The 14,451-nt window shown below is 57.1% G+C and carries 13 protein-coding genes, 1 tRNA gene, 1 pseudogene and 1 riboswitch; of the genes and pseudogenes, 8 read left to right on the plus strand and 7 right to left on the minus strand.

From position 1 onward, the window contains the following. From VGP75_RS16205 to VGP75_RS16215, 3 genes and pseudogenes are all read right to left on the minus strand, one after another. A pseudogene (locus VGP75_RS16205) lies at positions 1 to 215 on the minus strand (ABC transporter substrate-binding protein); the annotation flags it as partial. Between the two features lie 212 nt (positions 216 to 427). Next, the gene (gene ykgO, locus VGP75_RS16210; protein WP_010141322.1) at positions 428 to 553 is read right to left on the minus strand and encodes a type B 50S ribosomal protein L36; all 126 of its coding nucleotides are present in this window, start codon (positions 551 to 553) and stop codon (positions 428 to 430) included. A gap of 77 nt (positions 554 to 630) precedes the next feature. Next, positions 631 to 705 (minus strand) — tRNA-Val (locus VGP75_RS16215). Positions 706 to 859: 154 nt separating this feature from the next. Here VGP75_RS16215 and VGP75_RS16220 point away from each other — a divergent pair. After that, the gene (locus VGP75_RS16220) at positions 860 to 1,723 is read left to right on the plus strand and encodes an N-formylglutamate amidohydrolase (protein WP_327544652.1); all 864 of its coding nucleotides are present in this window, start codon (positions 860 to 862) and stop codon (positions 1,721 to 1,723) included. A 6-nt stretch (positions 1,724 to 1,729) separates the two neighbouring features. On the opposite strand, the gene VGP75_RS16225 is transcribed toward VGP75_RS16220, so the two are convergent. After that, a complete protein-coding gene (locus VGP75_RS16225; RefSeq protein WP_327544653.1) occupies positions 1,730 to 2,911 on the minus strand; it encodes a phytanoyl-CoA dioxygenase family protein in 1,182 nt (393 codons plus the stop codon). A gap of 104 nt (positions 2,912 to 3,015) precedes the next feature. Beyond that, complete coding sequence (locus tag VGP75_RS16230; protein ID WP_327544662.1) at positions 3,016 to 4,269, minus strand: DNA polymerase IV; 1,254 nt, start codon at positions 4,267 to 4,269, stop codon at positions 3,016 to 3,018. 169 nt (positions 4,270 to 4,438) lie between these two features. Then, a riboswitch (glycine riboswitch) is annotated at positions 4,439 to 4,526 on the plus strand. Positions 4,527 to 4,631: 105 nt separating this feature from the next. On the opposite strand from VGP75_RS16230, the gene VGP75_RS16235 reads away from it, so the two are divergent. The 3 genes from VGP75_RS16235 to VGP75_RS16245 are packed head-to-tail and all read left to right on the plus strand — an operon-like array spanning position 4,632 to position 7,089. Further along, positions 4,632 to 5,882, plus strand: coding sequence for a D-amino acid dehydrogenase (locus tag VGP75_RS16235; RefSeq protein ID WP_327544654.1), 1,251 nt, complete (start codon positions 4,632 to 4,634; stop codon positions 5,880 to 5,882). 41 nt (positions 5,883 to 5,923) lie between these two features. Next, positions 5,924 to 6,817: an SPFH domain-containing protein gene (locus VGP75_RS16240; RefSeq protein ID WP_327544655.1), complete on the plus strand. Its 894-nt coding sequence runs from the start codon at positions 5,924 to 5,926 to the stop codon at positions 6,815 to 6,817. Beyond that, the gene (locus VGP75_RS16245; RefSeq protein WP_055296985.1) at positions 6,817 to 7,089 is read left to right on the plus strand and encodes an NfeD family protein; all 273 of its coding nucleotides are present in this window, start codon (positions 6,817 to 6,819) and stop codon (positions 7,087 to 7,089) included. Before VGP75_RS16240 ends, VGP75_RS16245 begins: the two co-directional genes overlap by 1 nt. Before the next feature lie 39 nt (positions 7,090 to 7,128). On the opposite strand, the gene pyrF is transcribed toward VGP75_RS16245, so the two are convergent. After that, positions 7,129 to 7,845 carry an orotidine-5'-phosphate decarboxylase gene (gene pyrF / locus VGP75_RS16250; protein WP_327544656.1) on the minus strand — a complete coding sequence of 239 codons (717 nt, stop codon included), beginning with the start codon at positions 7,843 to 7,845 and terminating at the stop codon, positions 7,129 to 7,131. Positions 7,846 to 8,210: 365 nt separating this feature from the next. Here pyrF and clpB point away from each other — a divergent pair, with 365 nt between their 5' ends. Together clpB and VGP75_RS16260 are read left to right on the plus strand one after the other, a co-directional pair. Further along, positions 8,211 to 10,823 (plus strand): ATP-dependent chaperone ClpB, encoded by a 2,613-nt coding sequence (gene clpB / locus VGP75_RS16255; protein ID WP_327544657.1) that lies wholly within the window; start codon positions 8,211 to 8,213, stop codon positions 10,821 to 10,823. A gap of 98 nt (positions 10,824 to 10,921) precedes the next feature. Next, entirely contained in the window at positions 10,922 to 11,533 is a 612-nt protein-coding gene (locus tag VGP75_RS16260; protein WP_327544658.1) for a YitT family protein, read from the plus strand. Positions 11,534 to 11,587: 54 nt separating this feature from the next. Here VGP75_RS16260 and VGP75_RS16265 read toward each other — a convergent pair whose 3' ends face one another. Then, positions 11,588 to 12,067 carry a fasciclin domain-containing protein gene (locus tag VGP75_RS16265; RefSeq protein WP_327544659.1) on the minus strand — a complete coding sequence of 160 codons (480 nt, stop codon included), beginning with the start codon at positions 12,065 to 12,067 and terminating at the stop codon, positions 11,588 to 11,590. Between the two features lie 281 nt (positions 12,068 to 12,348). Between VGP75_RS16265 and msrP the strand changes: the two genes are divergently transcribed. Both msrP and msrQ read left to right on the plus strand, forming a co-directional pair. Next, entirely contained in the window at positions 12,349 to 13,248 is a 900-nt protein-coding gene (msrP, locus tag VGP75_RS16270; protein WP_327544660.1) for a protein-methionine-sulfoxide reductase catalytic subunit MsrP, read from the plus strand. A 1-nt stretch (position 13,249) separates the two neighbouring features. Next, positions 13,250 to 13,867, plus strand: coding sequence for a protein-methionine-sulfoxide reductase heme-binding subunit MsrQ (msrQ, locus tag VGP75_RS16275; protein WP_327544661.1), 618 nt, complete (start codon positions 13,250 to 13,252; stop codon positions 13,865 to 13,867). Positions 13,868 to 14,451 lie beyond the last annotated feature (584 nt).

The following is a 14,451-nucleotide window of genomic DNA, read 5'->3' on the forward strand; positions in this document are numbered from 1 at the left end:
AGGGTGAAAAGGGACACATATTCATTGCCGCCCAGAACCAGCGCCATTTGTTCGCCGTAGGTTGCGGATGTGCTAATGTCCGAGTTGGCTTCATCGCCGCCGATCCACTGACCGTTGTTGCCAAAGCCGCCGCAGATGTCCTGGGCCAATGCCGGTGTTGCGGTGCCCAGCATGAGGGCAGCAATGGCAGATATTCTAAGTGTGGGGCGGGTCATGGAATAAAATCCTTTGTCTTCAAGAAAATTGGCGTGCCACAAAGTAGCGTGATGAAACGCAGTATGCCTAGCGAATATTACAGGTTTACCAAGGCACGATTGTGACTTTTTGTCGGGTTTTTTGCAGATATTCTGATGAAATCGGCCTGTTGGAAAAGAAAAAGGGCCGCGCCAGCGGCACGACCCTTTTCCAAAATAATGCTATCGCAGGTTCAGCCCTGACGGGCTTTGAACCGGCGTTGCGTCTTGTTGATAACATAGACGCGGCCCTTACGGCGCACGACGCGGCAATCGCGGTGGCGCTGCTTGAGCGAGCGGAGGGAGTTACGTACCTTCATGGGGTCGTTTCCTATCTGTCGCGGCGCGCGGACTGCGCCTTGGGTTACATTAACGGGCCGTAAGCCCGATGAATTCATGGTGGACGATACTGGGATCGAACCAGTGACCCCTTCGATGTCAACGAAGTGCTCTACCGCTGAGCTAATCATCCATGTCTTCTGCGTTTTACCACACGTCCCATAACGAAATAGGACGCGGGCAATCCGCGTCAGTCGTGCGGTCTATAAAAGGAGTCGACAGAGGGATCAAGGGCTTTTGGTATTTTCCCGAAATGCGCTATCTGTTGCGTCGAAGGGACAAAAATATTGCTCAAAACGGCCTACACTCTGACCCGACCACAGGTGCGCACCACAAGCGTTGTCTTTGCGTCGCCCCATAGCGGGCGCGACTATCCTGACGCGTTCTTGCGCCGGTCGGTTCTGAATGCAAGCGAGATCCGGTCGTCCGAGGACGCCTTTGTCGATCAGCTTTTTGCAGCCGTGCCTGACCATGGCGCACCGTTATTGACGGCAACGGCGCCGCGCGCCTTTCTTGATCTGAACCGTGGCGTGGATGAACTGGATCAGGCCCTGATCGAAGGGGTGCGCCGCAACGCGCATAATCCGCGCATCGCCAGCGGCCTTGGGGTGATCCCGCGTGTTGTGGCCAATGGCCGCCAGATCTATCGCGGCAAGCTTACGCTGGCTGAGGCGCATCTGCGCATTGCGCAATACTGGCGTCCCTACCATGACCAGCTGCAGACCCTGCTGGATGAAAGCAATAATGCCTATGGCGAGGCGATTTTGATTGATTGCCATTCCATGCCCCATGAGGCGCTGGAAAACGTAGGCCCACCGGGCAGTGCGCGTCCTGATGTGGTGCTGGGTGACCGGTTTGGCTCTACCGCCGCGGCATCTGTTGTGGAGCAGATCGAGGCCGCTTTCACAAGTGCGGGTCTGCGCGTCGCACGCAACATGCCCTTTGCCGGGGCCTTTATTACACAACACTATGGCCGCCCGTCACGACAGCAACATGCCATTCAGGTCGAAGTTGACCGTGCTCTCTACATGAATGAGCGCACATTAGAACTGAACGCGGACTTCACGGCCTTTCAGGCGCTCTTGTCTGGCGTCGTTGCCGAGATCGCGGAGATCGGACGTATCGCGGATCATAAGGTGGCGGCGGAATAGCCAAGGTTAAGACAGCCGCGCCTGTTGCATGTCGTCCAAACGTTTGCTGAAATCCTCTTGGCTGATGCCTGTCGACAAGGCGCGCGCCATAAAGGCGGCCTGTGTTTCTGGCGCAATTCCGTTTGCGGGTGGATCGCGGTCAAGGTTGGTCGGGAAAGAATAGCCTTCCGCAGTGGCGGATATCGCTGCTCTGAGTTCCGAGGGGCTCAAGCTGCAGTCGGCCTTTGCTTGTAAAGCGTAAGGGAAGACCAGCCTGCACATTTTGTCACGGTCAATCGTTTCCATCGCCCGCCCGAAGGCCGAGGAGACCTGCAAGAGATTTGCAAACCGGTGGATATCCTTGCTGGTGTTCGCGCCTGCTGCGTGGAAGAGGGCAGGGTTGAAAAACAAGGTGTCGCCTTTTGCGAGCGGCAGTTGGACATAGCGTTCTTCAAACAAGGCCCTGAAATCGGGCCTGCGCCATGCGGCATACCCTGCGCGATAGGCCTGCGAGAAAGGCAGTAGTTTCGTCGGCCCACTTTCTAGCGGCATGTCGCAATGCGCAACCGCCCCCTGAAGCGTGAGAACTGGGGAAATATCATGCACATGGGCGGGATAGGACGCGCAGATCGCGGCGGTTTGAAAGCCCAGATGATAATCGCGATGCGCTTGCTGCGCGGCGCCGCCGGGATGGACGAGGTTGACTTGCGCGGTCATCTGGTAGTTGGGGCCAAGCCATGCCTCACAAGCCGCATCAATCGCGGTATTCGCGAAATACTTCAGGAAGACATCAGGGGCAGCTTCGCAAAGCTTTTGCAGCGAATTCCAGACCCGGTCATTCGCACCTGCTGCTGCGAAATGATCGCCAGCGCCATGCGCGCCCGCCTTTTCATCTGCGATGATCTGTTCGTAAATGCGGGTCGCCTGATCCAGAACAGTGGTGTCTGCGTAGGTCTTCTTAAGGGCGATGACACCTGCACCTTTGCGCAGAACGCGTGCCCATTCGCCCAGGATTTCCTTGCGGGTTCCCTGATCTTCAAGGGCCGGGCGGAGTGCTGCCATGTCATAAACGGGGATGTTCTTTTCTATGGCCGCAGCAAAGGGCACATCCGCGCCGTGCGTTGTCTGGTCGATCAACGCGTTGAAGTCCGCGATATCACAGGTCTCCGCTTCGTAATAGGCGGCGGTGGTATCAAAGATGTGGTTCAAGTCGTGCCCTCCCGGTGTCTGCGCAGGTTGAGCGTAGCGGACATTCGTTTCTGTAAAAAGACAAATTCAGACGGCGGTGGGTGGCTCAAGACCCACCTTACACCCTAGCGCAATGCGCGCCCCTTGATGATGGCATCTTTGCCAAACTTCTCACGGATTCTGTCAGCTGCCTTTTCGGCATCGGCCCGTTTTTGTGCGCCGGGGTCGAGCAAATCACCTTCGCGGTCGGCGTCGGCAGCGGGGGTGATCTCGGACAGTCCCACCCCCAGCAAGCGAAACGGCCCGCGCGCGCTGACCTGATCGAACAAGCCGCGCGCCGTGCGATAGATGGTATCGGCAATCTGGGTCGGGTGGCGCAGGCTTTGCCGTTTCGAGATCAGTTTGAAATCCGAGGTTTTCAGTTTCAGTGTCACCACACGCCCCGCTTTATCCTGCGCCTTGGCGCGCGCGCTGACCTTTTCGGCCATCCGCCACAGATGACCATCCAGAATATCAACGTCGCCGGTGTCGTCGTTGAACGTCGTCTCGTTCGACAGCGTTTTTACATGGCTATGGGATGAAATCCGCCGCCCGTCCTCGCCGCGGGCAAGACTGTAAAGCCGCTCACCCATGCCGCCGAACCGGTCATGCAGATCCCGCCTGTCCCAGCGCAGAAGGTCGTCAAAGGTGCGAATCCCCGCACCCTCTAGGCTGGCCTGTGCGGCCGGCCCGATGCCCCAGATCAGACGCACGGATTTGGGGCGCAGGAATGCGGTGGTTTCTGCCTTGCCGATGATCGAAAAGCCGCGTGGTTTGTCGAGGTCCGAGGCCACTTTGGCGAGGAATTTATTGTGTGACAGTCCGATTGATCCGGTCAACCCCAATTCATCTTTCATCCGTTTGACCAGACGCGCCAGCATGACTGCAGGGGGCGCATGGTGCAGGCGTTCTGTGCCTGTGAGATCCATGAACGCTTCATCCAGTGACAGTGGCTCAACCACCGGAGTCAGTTCATCCATCATCGCGCGGATGGCGCGCGAGGCCTCGGTATAGGCAGGAAAGTTGGGGCGCACGACAACAGCTTCGGGGCAAAGCTTCAGCGCCTGAAACATCGGCATCGCGGATTTCACGCCTTTGATCCGCGCGACATAGCAGGCGGTTGACACCACCCCGCGCCGCCCGCCGCCGATGATCACGGGTTTGTCTGCCAGTGCGGGATTGTCGCGCTTTTCGACCGATGCATAGAACGCGTCGCAATCCATATGCGCGATGGTCAGGTCAAACAGTTCCGGGTGCCGCGTGACCCTTGGGCTGCGGCATTGCGGACAACGGGACTCATTGTCGAATGTGGTCAGGCAGTCGCGACAAAGTGCTGGCATGACGGCAGTGTAGAAGGCGCAGGATTTGGACACAACGGCCCGCATGATGGCGCGAGGGTGCTGCTGGTGGCGTTGCGTCGCGAAAATGCCACGGTGCGACGGACGGCATTCCGGGCTGAAATTTCTCATTGCGTTGCGCGCCGATCTGTCTATGAGTTTCCAATAGGAAACACACCAACCGGGAGAGTCCGGTTTGGTCTGGCGCCGAAGGAGCAACCGCCCCGGTCACTCTCAGGCAAAAGGACCGGTTGGGGTGCAACACGCCGAAGAGAGGCCTTGAATGGTCCGCCGAAGGAGCAAGCCCGATTGGGCGAATCTCTCAGGTACAGCAGACGGCGGGGGCAGATGGTAGGGAGTTTACCATGCCTAAAGTTGCTGTATTGGGCGCCGGAATTACCGGCGTCACCACTGCTTATTCACTTCACACACGCGGTTATGACGTGACCGTCTATGATCGCCAGCGCTATGCGGCGATGGAAACCAGCTTTGCCAATGGCGGGCAGCTCAGCGCGTCGAATGCGGAAGTCTGGAACCAATGGTCCACGGTTCTGAAGGGTATCAAATGGATGCTGCAGCAGGACGCGCCTTTGTCGGTCAACCCCAGCCCCAGTTGGCACAAGATCAGCTGGATGGCGGCGTTTCTGGCCAATATTCCACACTATAAAGCGAACACCGTCGCAACCGCGCGGATGGCTGTGACCGCGCGTGCAGGTCTGGCGGAAATGGCTGATCATGCCGGGATTGATTTTGATTTCACGCCGGCAGGGATTTTGCATTTCTACAAAACCGAGAAAGATTTTGCCCATGCGCGCAAAGTAACCGCGCTTTTGGCCCAGGGCGGATTGGCGCGGCGCGAGTTGAGCGCCGAGGAGACGCTTGCCACAGAGCCTACGTTGCGCGGCGATATTCTGGGCGGGTTCTGGACCGAGAGCGACAGCACCGGCGATATCCACAAATTCACCGTCGGTCTGGCAGCGTGGCTGCGCCAGCAGGGTGTGCAGTTTGAAATGGGCCATGCGGTCGACGATGTTGCAGCGGATGCAGATGGCGTGACGGTGCGGGCACGGACCGAGCAGCGTTTTGATGCGGTGGTCGTGTCTGCCGGTGTCGCGTCACGCGGTTTTGCAAAGAAACTGGGCGACCGCGTGAATGTGTATCCGGTGAAAGGCTATTCCATCACCGTCAACCTGCCGGATGCGCAATCGCAGGCGGCGGCACCGACGGTTTCACTGCTGGATGACAAGGCCAAGATCGTCACCTCGCGTCTGGGCCATGACCGGTTCCGCATTGCGGGGACCGCAGAATTCAACGGCGAGAACCGCGATATCCGTGCGGATCGTGTGAAACCGCTGGTGCAGTGGTGTGAGACGCATTTCCCCGATGTCAGCACGGAAAATGTGGTACCTTGGGCCGGATTGCGACCAATGATGCCCAATATGATGCCGCGCGTCGGCGCTGGGCATCATCCGCGTGTTTTCTATAATACCGGGCACGGGCACCTTGGCTGGACTCTCTCGGCGGCAACGGCTGATCTCGTTGCAACTGCGGTACAGTCGCGTGTTTTCGCACCTAAATCGTACAGTATGCAACAGCATACATTGAAATCAGCATAACAGCTACTTATCTATCCCACATCATTATGTGGGATAGATATATGCCTATTGAAAATCTGTTTTCCGAGTTTCTGGGCCAGAATGTGCTTTGGCTGCTGCTGGCAGTGTTCATCGTTGTCTGTATCACGGCCGGTGTCCGCATCGTGCCGCAGTCAGAGAAATTCGTGGTCGAGCGGCTGGGGCGTTTGCGCTCGGTGCTTGGCCCCGGGATTAACTTCATTGTCCCGTTTCTGGACCGGGTTCGTCACAAGGTATCCATCCTTGAGCGCCAGTTGCCCTCGATGAATCAGGATGCGATCACATCTGACAACGTGCTGGTGCAGGTCGAAACATCGGTATTTTACCGCATCATCGAGCCTGAAAAGACCGTCTACCGGATCCGTGATGTTGATGGTGCAATCTCGACCACTGTTGCTGGTATCGTCCGGTCGGAAATTGGCCGTATGGAATTGGATCAGGTGCAGTCGAACCGCTCGAACCTGATTGAGGCTGTGCGCACCCAAGTGGCCCAGCAGGTTGACGACTGGGGCATTGAAGTGACCCGTGCCGAGATTCTCGACGTAAATCTGGATCAGGCAACCCGTGAAGCGATGCTGCAACAGCTGAACGCCGAGCGCGCGCGGCGTGCGCAGGTGACCGAGGCCGAGGGTAAAAAGCGTGCGGTCGAGCTGCAATCGGATGCAGAGCTCTATGCCGCAGAGCAGGAAGCCAAGGCGCGCCGTATTCTGGCTGATGCCGAAGCCTATGCGACGCAGGTTGTTGCCGTGGCGATTGCGGAAAATGGTTTGGAGGCGGCGCAGTATCAGGTTGCCCTCAAGCAGGTTGAAGCCTTGCAAAAGCTGGGTGATGGCACCGGAAACCAGACTGTTATCCTGCCTGCTAATGCGCTTGATGCCTTTGCCAATGCATTTCAGATGCTGAAAGGACGTGGATAATGCCGCTTTGGACAGAATGGTGGGTGTGGATGTCGGGGGCTTTGATCCTCGCAACACTCGAAGTGTTGATCCCAGGCTATATTTTCCTGGGGTTTGCGATTGGCGCGGCCATGATGGGGCTTCTGATCCTGTTCGGGATTTCGGCGTCAGGTTTTGCGCTCACGCTGGTGATCTTTTCGGTCCTGTCGCTGATTTCCTATCTGGTGATGCGTAAATATTTCGCGCTGAAAACCGGACAGGTCAAAATCTGGGAAACCGACGTCAACGATTGATCGGTCCTTCCAGAGCTTGAGACTAAGAAACCCCCGGCCCTAGTGGTTGGGGGTTTTTGCTTGCGGTGATGCCAGTTCCGCCAGAATGCTTTGTGCTGCGGCCTTTGGGTTCGCGGCCTGCCAGATCGGGCGGCCCACAACCACATGGTCCGCGCCGTTTGCGATGGCCTGCGCTGGTGTCATGACCCGTTTTTGATCCCCTAGTGCTGCACCTGCGGGCCGCACACCGGGGGTGACGATCAGTTTGCCTTCGGCTTCGGGCAGGGCGCGGATCAATGCGGCCTCTTGTGGCGAGGCAATCACCCCGTCCGCCCCGTTCGAGAGCGCGATGCCCGCGCGTTCCTGCACGAGATCGGCCACATCGCCTGCCTTGATACAGGATGCATCCAGATCGGCGCGGTCGAGTGACGTCAGAATGGTTACGGCCAAAATCTTCATGTTGGACCCGCCAGCCCCTTCACGCGCTGCACGCACGACATGGGGGTCACCGTGCACGGTCAGGAAATCCAGATCGAATTGGGCCACACCGCGCACCGCAGCCTCGACTGTCGCGCCGATGTCAAAGAATTTCATATCAAGGAAAATGCGTTTGCCATGTTCCTGCTTGAGCTCATTGGCGAGCGCCAATCCGCCCCCTGTGAGCATCCCAAGCCCGATTTTGTAGAAATTCACGCTTTCGCCCAGCGTGTTGGCCAGTTCCAGCCCTTCAAGGACGTTTGGCACGTCCATTGCTACGATCAAACGGTCATCGGACATGTGCAAACTCCTTGGCTGATTTGCCACGGGTCTAGCGATTGCGGGCAGGCGGTGCAAATGCAATGGCGCAGCCTCTCCCGTGGCTGCGCCATTGCCCTTGGCCGTCATCACCGACGACGACCAAGGTGGGGGTTTGCAGAAAGCTCGTTGTGTAATTGCACAAGTCCCTCCCTGCAAATCAAGTTTGCGCAAGTTGGGGATCGAAAGCGCGGGGAATAATTGTCGCGATCTCCCCGTTGTCAAAAATACTGTTCACAACCTTGCGAGCGAACCTTCTGATGCCCATCTACAGGCAGAGGCCCAATAAGGGATGTGCCGCCAAGCCGGGCATCCATAAACCCGGGCGCTTTACAAAGGAGAGACCCATGAACTTAGAAAAGTTCACTGAGCGGTCGCGCGGCTTTATTCAGGCCGCCCAGACGATCGCTATGCGCGAGGACCACCAGAAACTCGCCCCCGAGCACCTGCTCAAAGCTTTGCTTGATGATGAAGAAGGGTTGGCCACCAACCTGATTTCGCATGCAGGCGGCGATGCGCCCTCTGTTGTCGGCGCGGTTGAGGCAGCCCTTGCCAAAATCCCGAAAGTGTCCGGCGATACGGGCCAGGTTTATCTGGACAACACGACCGCCAAAGTCGTGGACGAGGCTGAAAAGCTTGCCAAGAAGGCGGGCGACAGCTTTGTGCCGGTCGAACGCCTGCTGACGGCGCTTGCCGTTGTGAAATCCAAAGCCAAAGACGCTTTGGATGCCGGTGGCGTGTCCGCCATTAAACTGAATGCGGCGATCAACGATATCCGCAAAGGCCGGACCGCCGATAGCGCGAATGCCGAAGACAGCTTTGATGCGCTCAAGAAATATGCCCGCGACCTGACCGAGGCCGCAGAGCAAGGCAAGATCGACCCGATCATCGGCCGTGACGAAGAAATTCGCCGCGCGATGCAGGTGTTGTCACGCCGCACCAAGAACAACCCTGTGCTGATCGGTGAACCCGGTGTTGGTAAGACCGCCATCGCCGAGGGGCTTGCCCTGCGGATCATCAGCGGTGACGTGCCTGAAAGCCTGCGCAACAAACGTCTAATGGCGCTGGATATGGGCGCGCTGATTGCAGGTGCAAAGTATCGTGGTGAGTTTGAGGAACGCCTGAAGGCGGTTCTGAAAGAGATCGAAGCTGCGGCTGGTGAAATCATCCTGTTCATCGACGAAATGCACACGCTTGTCGGGGCCGGGGCGTCCGAGGGTTCAATGGATGCGGCCAACCTGATCAAACCGGCCTTGGCGCGGGGCGAACTGCACTGCGTGGGTGCCACGACGCTGAACGAATACCGCAAATATGTGGAAAAGGATGCAGCACTGGCGCGGCGTTTCCAACCCTTGATGGTGGAAGAACCGACTGTGTCGGATACCGTCAGCATCTTGCGCGGTATCAAGGAAAAGTACGAGCTGCACCACGGTGTGCGTATTTCCGACAGCGCCCTTGTCGCTGCGGCAACGCTATCGCACCGCTATATCACGGACCGCTTTCTGCCGGACAAAGCCATCGACCTGATGGATGAGGCCGCAAGCCGTCTGCGGATGGAAGTGGACAGCAAGCCAGAGGAACTGGATGCGCTGGACCGTCAGATCCTGCAATTGCAGATCGAGTCCGAGGCGTTGAAGAAAGAGGACGACAAAGCCTCCAAGGATCGGCTGGAAAAGCTGCAAAAGGAACTGGCTGACCTGCAGGACCGTGGATCAGAAATGACTGCGAAATGGCAGGCTGAGCGCGACAAGCTGGAAAACCAGCGCGGCGTGAAGGAAAAACTGGACCGTGCGCGTGCCGAGCTGGACATCGCCAAACGCGAAGGCAATCTCGCCCGTGCGGGTGAGTTGTCTTACGGTGTGATCCCGGAGCTGGAGCGTCTTGTGGCGGAAGTTGAGTCAGGTGATGACCTGATGGTTGAAGAGGCGGTGCGCCCCGAGCAGATCGCGGAAGTCGTCGAGCGCTGGACAGGTATTCCCACGTCCAAGATGCTGGAAGGCGAACGCGACAAGCTCTTGCGCATGGAAGAAGAGCTGGGCCGGCGGGTCATCGGTCAGAAGACCGCCGTGCGCTCGGTTGCCAATGCCGTGCGTCGTGCCCGTGCCGGTCTGAATGACGAGAACCGACCGCTTGGGTCGTTCCTGTTCCTCGGGCCAACCGGTGTTGGTAAAACCGAGCTGACCAAGGCTGTGGCCGAGTACCTCTTTGACGATGACAGCGCCATGGTGCGGATTGATATGTCCGAGTTCATGGAGAAACACGCCGTGTCACGTCTGATCGGCGCGCCTCCGGGCTATGTCGGTTATGACGAGGGTGGTGTGCTGACCGAGGCTGTCCGCCGCCGCCCATATCAGGTGGTCCTGTTCGACGAGGTCGAAAAGGCGCACCCTGACGTGTTCAACGTGCTGTTGCAGGTTCTGGATGATGGTGTGCTGACCGATGGTCAGGGCCGTACCGTGGACTTCAAGCAAACGCTGATCATCCTGACCTCCAACCTTGGGGCGCAGGCGCTGAGCCAATTGCCCGATGGTGCTGATGCCAGCGATGCCAAGCGCGATGTAATGGATGCGGTGCGCGGGCACTTCCGCCCCGAATTCCTGAACCGCCTGGACGAGATTGTCATCTTTGACCGTCTGGCGCGCAGTGACATGGCAGGTATCGTGACAATCCAGCTTGGGTTGCTCGAACGGCGGCTGGCAGGGCGCAACATCCACCTTGATCTGGATGATGCCGCACTCAAGTGGCTGGCAGAAGAAGGCTATGATCCGGTGTTCGGTGCGCGTCCCCTGAAAAGGGTCATCCAGCGTGCCTTGCAGGATCAACTGGCCGAGATGATTCTGGCCGGCGACGTCATGGACGGTGATACGATCAACATCAGCGCCGGTGTTGACGGGCTTTTGGTGGGTGACCGCGTGGCGGGAACCAACCGGCCACGGCCGGGTGATGCAGTCGTGCATTAAGCAATTGATCGGGGCGCCTCGCGGCGCCCCTTTTTTCGTCGTGGGCCAATAGACAATAGGCGACTTGTGGGTCAGCAAAGCTGCCCTATAAGGGTGTCATGACAACAAATTCGCTAGAATCCACACATTCGCTTCTTGATGACGTCCAAGGCATGTCGCTTGGCATCTTTCTTGCCGCGATTGGTTTGAACATTTTGACCACGGTTGGGCTGATTACCGGACAGACAGCCGGGATTGCAGTGATTATTTCTTACCTCAGCGGGTATTCATTCGGTGCGGTCTTCTTTGCGGTGAACCTGCCATTCTATGTGCTGGCGTGGAAACGTCTGGGCGCTACTTTCACCATCAAGTCGCTGATCTCGGTGACGCTTTTGTCAGTCCTGAGCGAGATCATCCCGCTTGGCATGGTATTTTCGTATATTGACCCGCTGTTGGGTGCGCTGACATTTGGTGCTTTGCTTGGGGTCGCCCTTCTGGTGCTCTTCCGGCATAACGGATCGCTGGGTGGATTGGGCGTGGTTGCGCTGCTGATCCAGGATACGACAGGATTTCGCGCCGGATATGTGCAGCTCATCTTTGACGCCATTATCTTCGGGCTGGCGTTCTTTCTCTTTGACCCGTTGCTGGTGTTTTATTCGCTCGTGGGCGCTGTTGTGCTGAACCTGATCATTGCAATCAATCACCGGCGCGACCGTTACGTCGCGCGCTAACAAAAAAGCCCCGGCGATGTGCCGGGGCTTTGGTTTGACGCTGTGGTCAATCGTTTACATGGACGGCAGGATAACCGCGTCGATCACGTGGATCACGCCGTTTGATGTTTCGATATCCGCTGTGACAACGTTTGCGCCGTCAACAGTCACGCCACCTTCAGTCATGATTGTGACGTCAGCACCGTTTACGGTTGTTGCCATCATGTTGTTGCTCAGGTCTGTGGACATCACTTTGCCTGGGACAACGTGGTAAGTCAGGATCGCGGCCAGTGCTTCTGGATCGGCAAGCAGGCCTTCAACTGTACCTTCGGGCAGTGCTGCAAAGGCGTCGTCTGTGGGCGCGAAGACTGTGAACGGACCTTCGCCTTTCAGTGTCTCAACCAGACCGGCCGCTTCAACAGCGGCAACCAGAGTTGTAAAGCTGCCTGCATCAATCGCTGTGTCCACGATGTCTTTTGAGTGGCCTGCTGCGAAGGCGGATGTCGAAGTCAAAGCAGCTGTCGTTGTCAGTGCGATAAAGGTTCTGCGTAGCATTTGTATTCTCCTAGTTTGAAAGCATGCCTTGTCGGTGGCATTGCTCTTTTTACGAAGGCGGATCGCCTTGGATCATGGGGGAATTTTGCCAACGCCGCTTGACGAAAATCGGCGTTGACCTAAGCCGCGACGATTTGCTGTTTCCAGTCACAGGTGCGTGAAACTTTGTGATTGATCCTGCCCGTTTTTGGAACATTTCAGTGTTCTGGCGGCAACGTGAAACATTTTTCAAATGTTATCCCTTATATAGTGTCGGGAACTGAAAAGAACGGAGATCCAAGATGGCATATCGCTGGACCAATACTTTGACCAAGGCTGACGTCACACCAAAGTCGGCTTATCTGAACCGGCGCCAGATTCTGGCGGGGACGATCGGCCTTGGTGCGATTGGCCTTGCGGGCCGCGCCGCGGCACAGGGCGATCTGGAGCCCAATACGCTCGAAGAGATCACAAGCTACAACAACTTCTACGAATTCGGCACCGGCAAGAATGATCCGGCCCAAAACGCACATAAGATGGTGACATCGCCCTGGTCGATCAAAGTGGACGGTATGGTCGATAACCCCGGTGACTATGCGCTGGACGATCTGCTGGCGGGGCTATCGGTTGAGGATCGCCTGTACCGTTTCCGTTGTGTCGAGGCGTGGTCGATGGTGGTTCCGTGGAACGGGATCGAGCTTGCTGACATTCTCAATAAGGTCGGTGTCCGGTCCGGCGCACGGTATGTCGCCTTTGAAACGGTTGTGCAGCCAGAGAACATGATCGGCGTCCAGCGCCGTGTACTGGATTTCCCTTATGTCGAGGGCTTGCGCCTTGATGAGGCAATGCACCCGCTGACCATCATGGCGACAGGGATCTATGATGAGCCGCTCTATAACCAGTCCGGTGCGCCGATCCGTTTGGTCGTGCCGTGGAAGTACGGCTTCAAGTCGATCAAATCCATTGTGCGTATCACACTAACCGACCGTGAACCCCCCACCAGCTGGAACAAGGCCAACGCGCGGGAATACGGGTTCTATAGTAATGTGAACCCCAATGTGGATCACCCACGCTGGAGCCAGGCAACCGAGCGGCGTATCGGCGGCGGTCTCTTTTCTACACGTCAGGACACGCTGATGTTCAACGGCTATCCCGAAGTCGCCCCGCTTTATGCAGGCCAGGATCTGAGCGTGGATATCTAAAGTGACGGTCGCGCAACCCATCAACGGTGTTTTGCGCCGGCTGCCCGCCGGTACAATTTATATCGTCGGCGCGCTTTACGCCTGCTGGGAGTTCTGGCGCGCCCTCAACCAGCTTGGTCCCTATCTGGTCGAACCGATCAATGTATTGGAACGGGCATACGGTGAGATCGCCTTGATCCTGATGGTGGCGGGCTTAACCGTCACTCCGCTGCGCAAGTGGACTGGTCTGAACCTGCTCAAGTTCCGGCGCGCGATCGGTGTCAGTGCATTCTTCTTTGTGCTGGCGCATTTCCTCGTTTTCGCGGTTCTTGATGTGCAAAGCCTTGGCCGCGTCTGGGAGGAAGTCGTGAAGCGCCCCTATGTCACCGTCGGAATGGCGTCATTCGTGATGTTGATTCCGCTGGCGATGACATCAAACAACCTGTCCCTGCGCAAATTGGGGGCCGCGTCGTGGCGCAAGCTACACAAGCTCACCTATCCGGCCGCGGTTCTGGGTGCGCTGCATTATCTCTGGTTGGCAAAGGGCTTCCAGATTGAGCCACTGATCTATTTGATTGTGGTGCTGGTTCTTGTCGGGGAGCGGTATGTGTCTTTTGAGCGCAAGAGACAGCCGGCCTAGAGATAAATGACCCGAAAATACGGCACCAACCACTGACCCGGCAGCAAAAACTGCCGGGTCTTTGTGTGGTGAGGAGGTGAATCAGAATGAATCACTCTCCGAGCTTCACCCGTAGAGGCTTAACAAAGTGTGAATCGAAGCGATTCAGAGCGATTTTGGTGCGTGAGTCTTCGTGAATGTTGAAGGCTTTAGTAGGAGACTCTGTGGATAACCCCAAATCTGGTATGTTCTGTTTCTATTCCGCCTAAGAAAATTGCGACGACAGGGGGCACTGGCGCATTTAAAATACCACAAGTCTTTCAAAATAAACGTATAATCAGAGTTGTCATAAAAAATGCACTTTTCTCGAAAAAAGGGGTTGCGGGTGTGCGCGAGTAACCGTAGAACCCCCTTCACCGGCGGCGCAGAGATGCGGCGGCGGGGCGCCAGACGGGCTTACGGGCGACGAGGCGGAGAAGAAAAAACAGAGATAATGCAGGCTGGGCGCGCCAAGGACTTTAGGGCGCATCTGGTGGTTTTTGTCTCTACGCTGTTTGAAATTGATATATCTGAAGAGATATGTGGGCGGTTTGGTTCAGTTCGAT

Source organism: Yoonia sp., assembly GCF_036007805.1.
In the GTDB taxonomy this organism is placed as follows: domain Bacteria; phylum Pseudomonadota; class Alphaproteobacteria; order Rhodobacterales; family Rhodobacteraceae; genus Yoonia.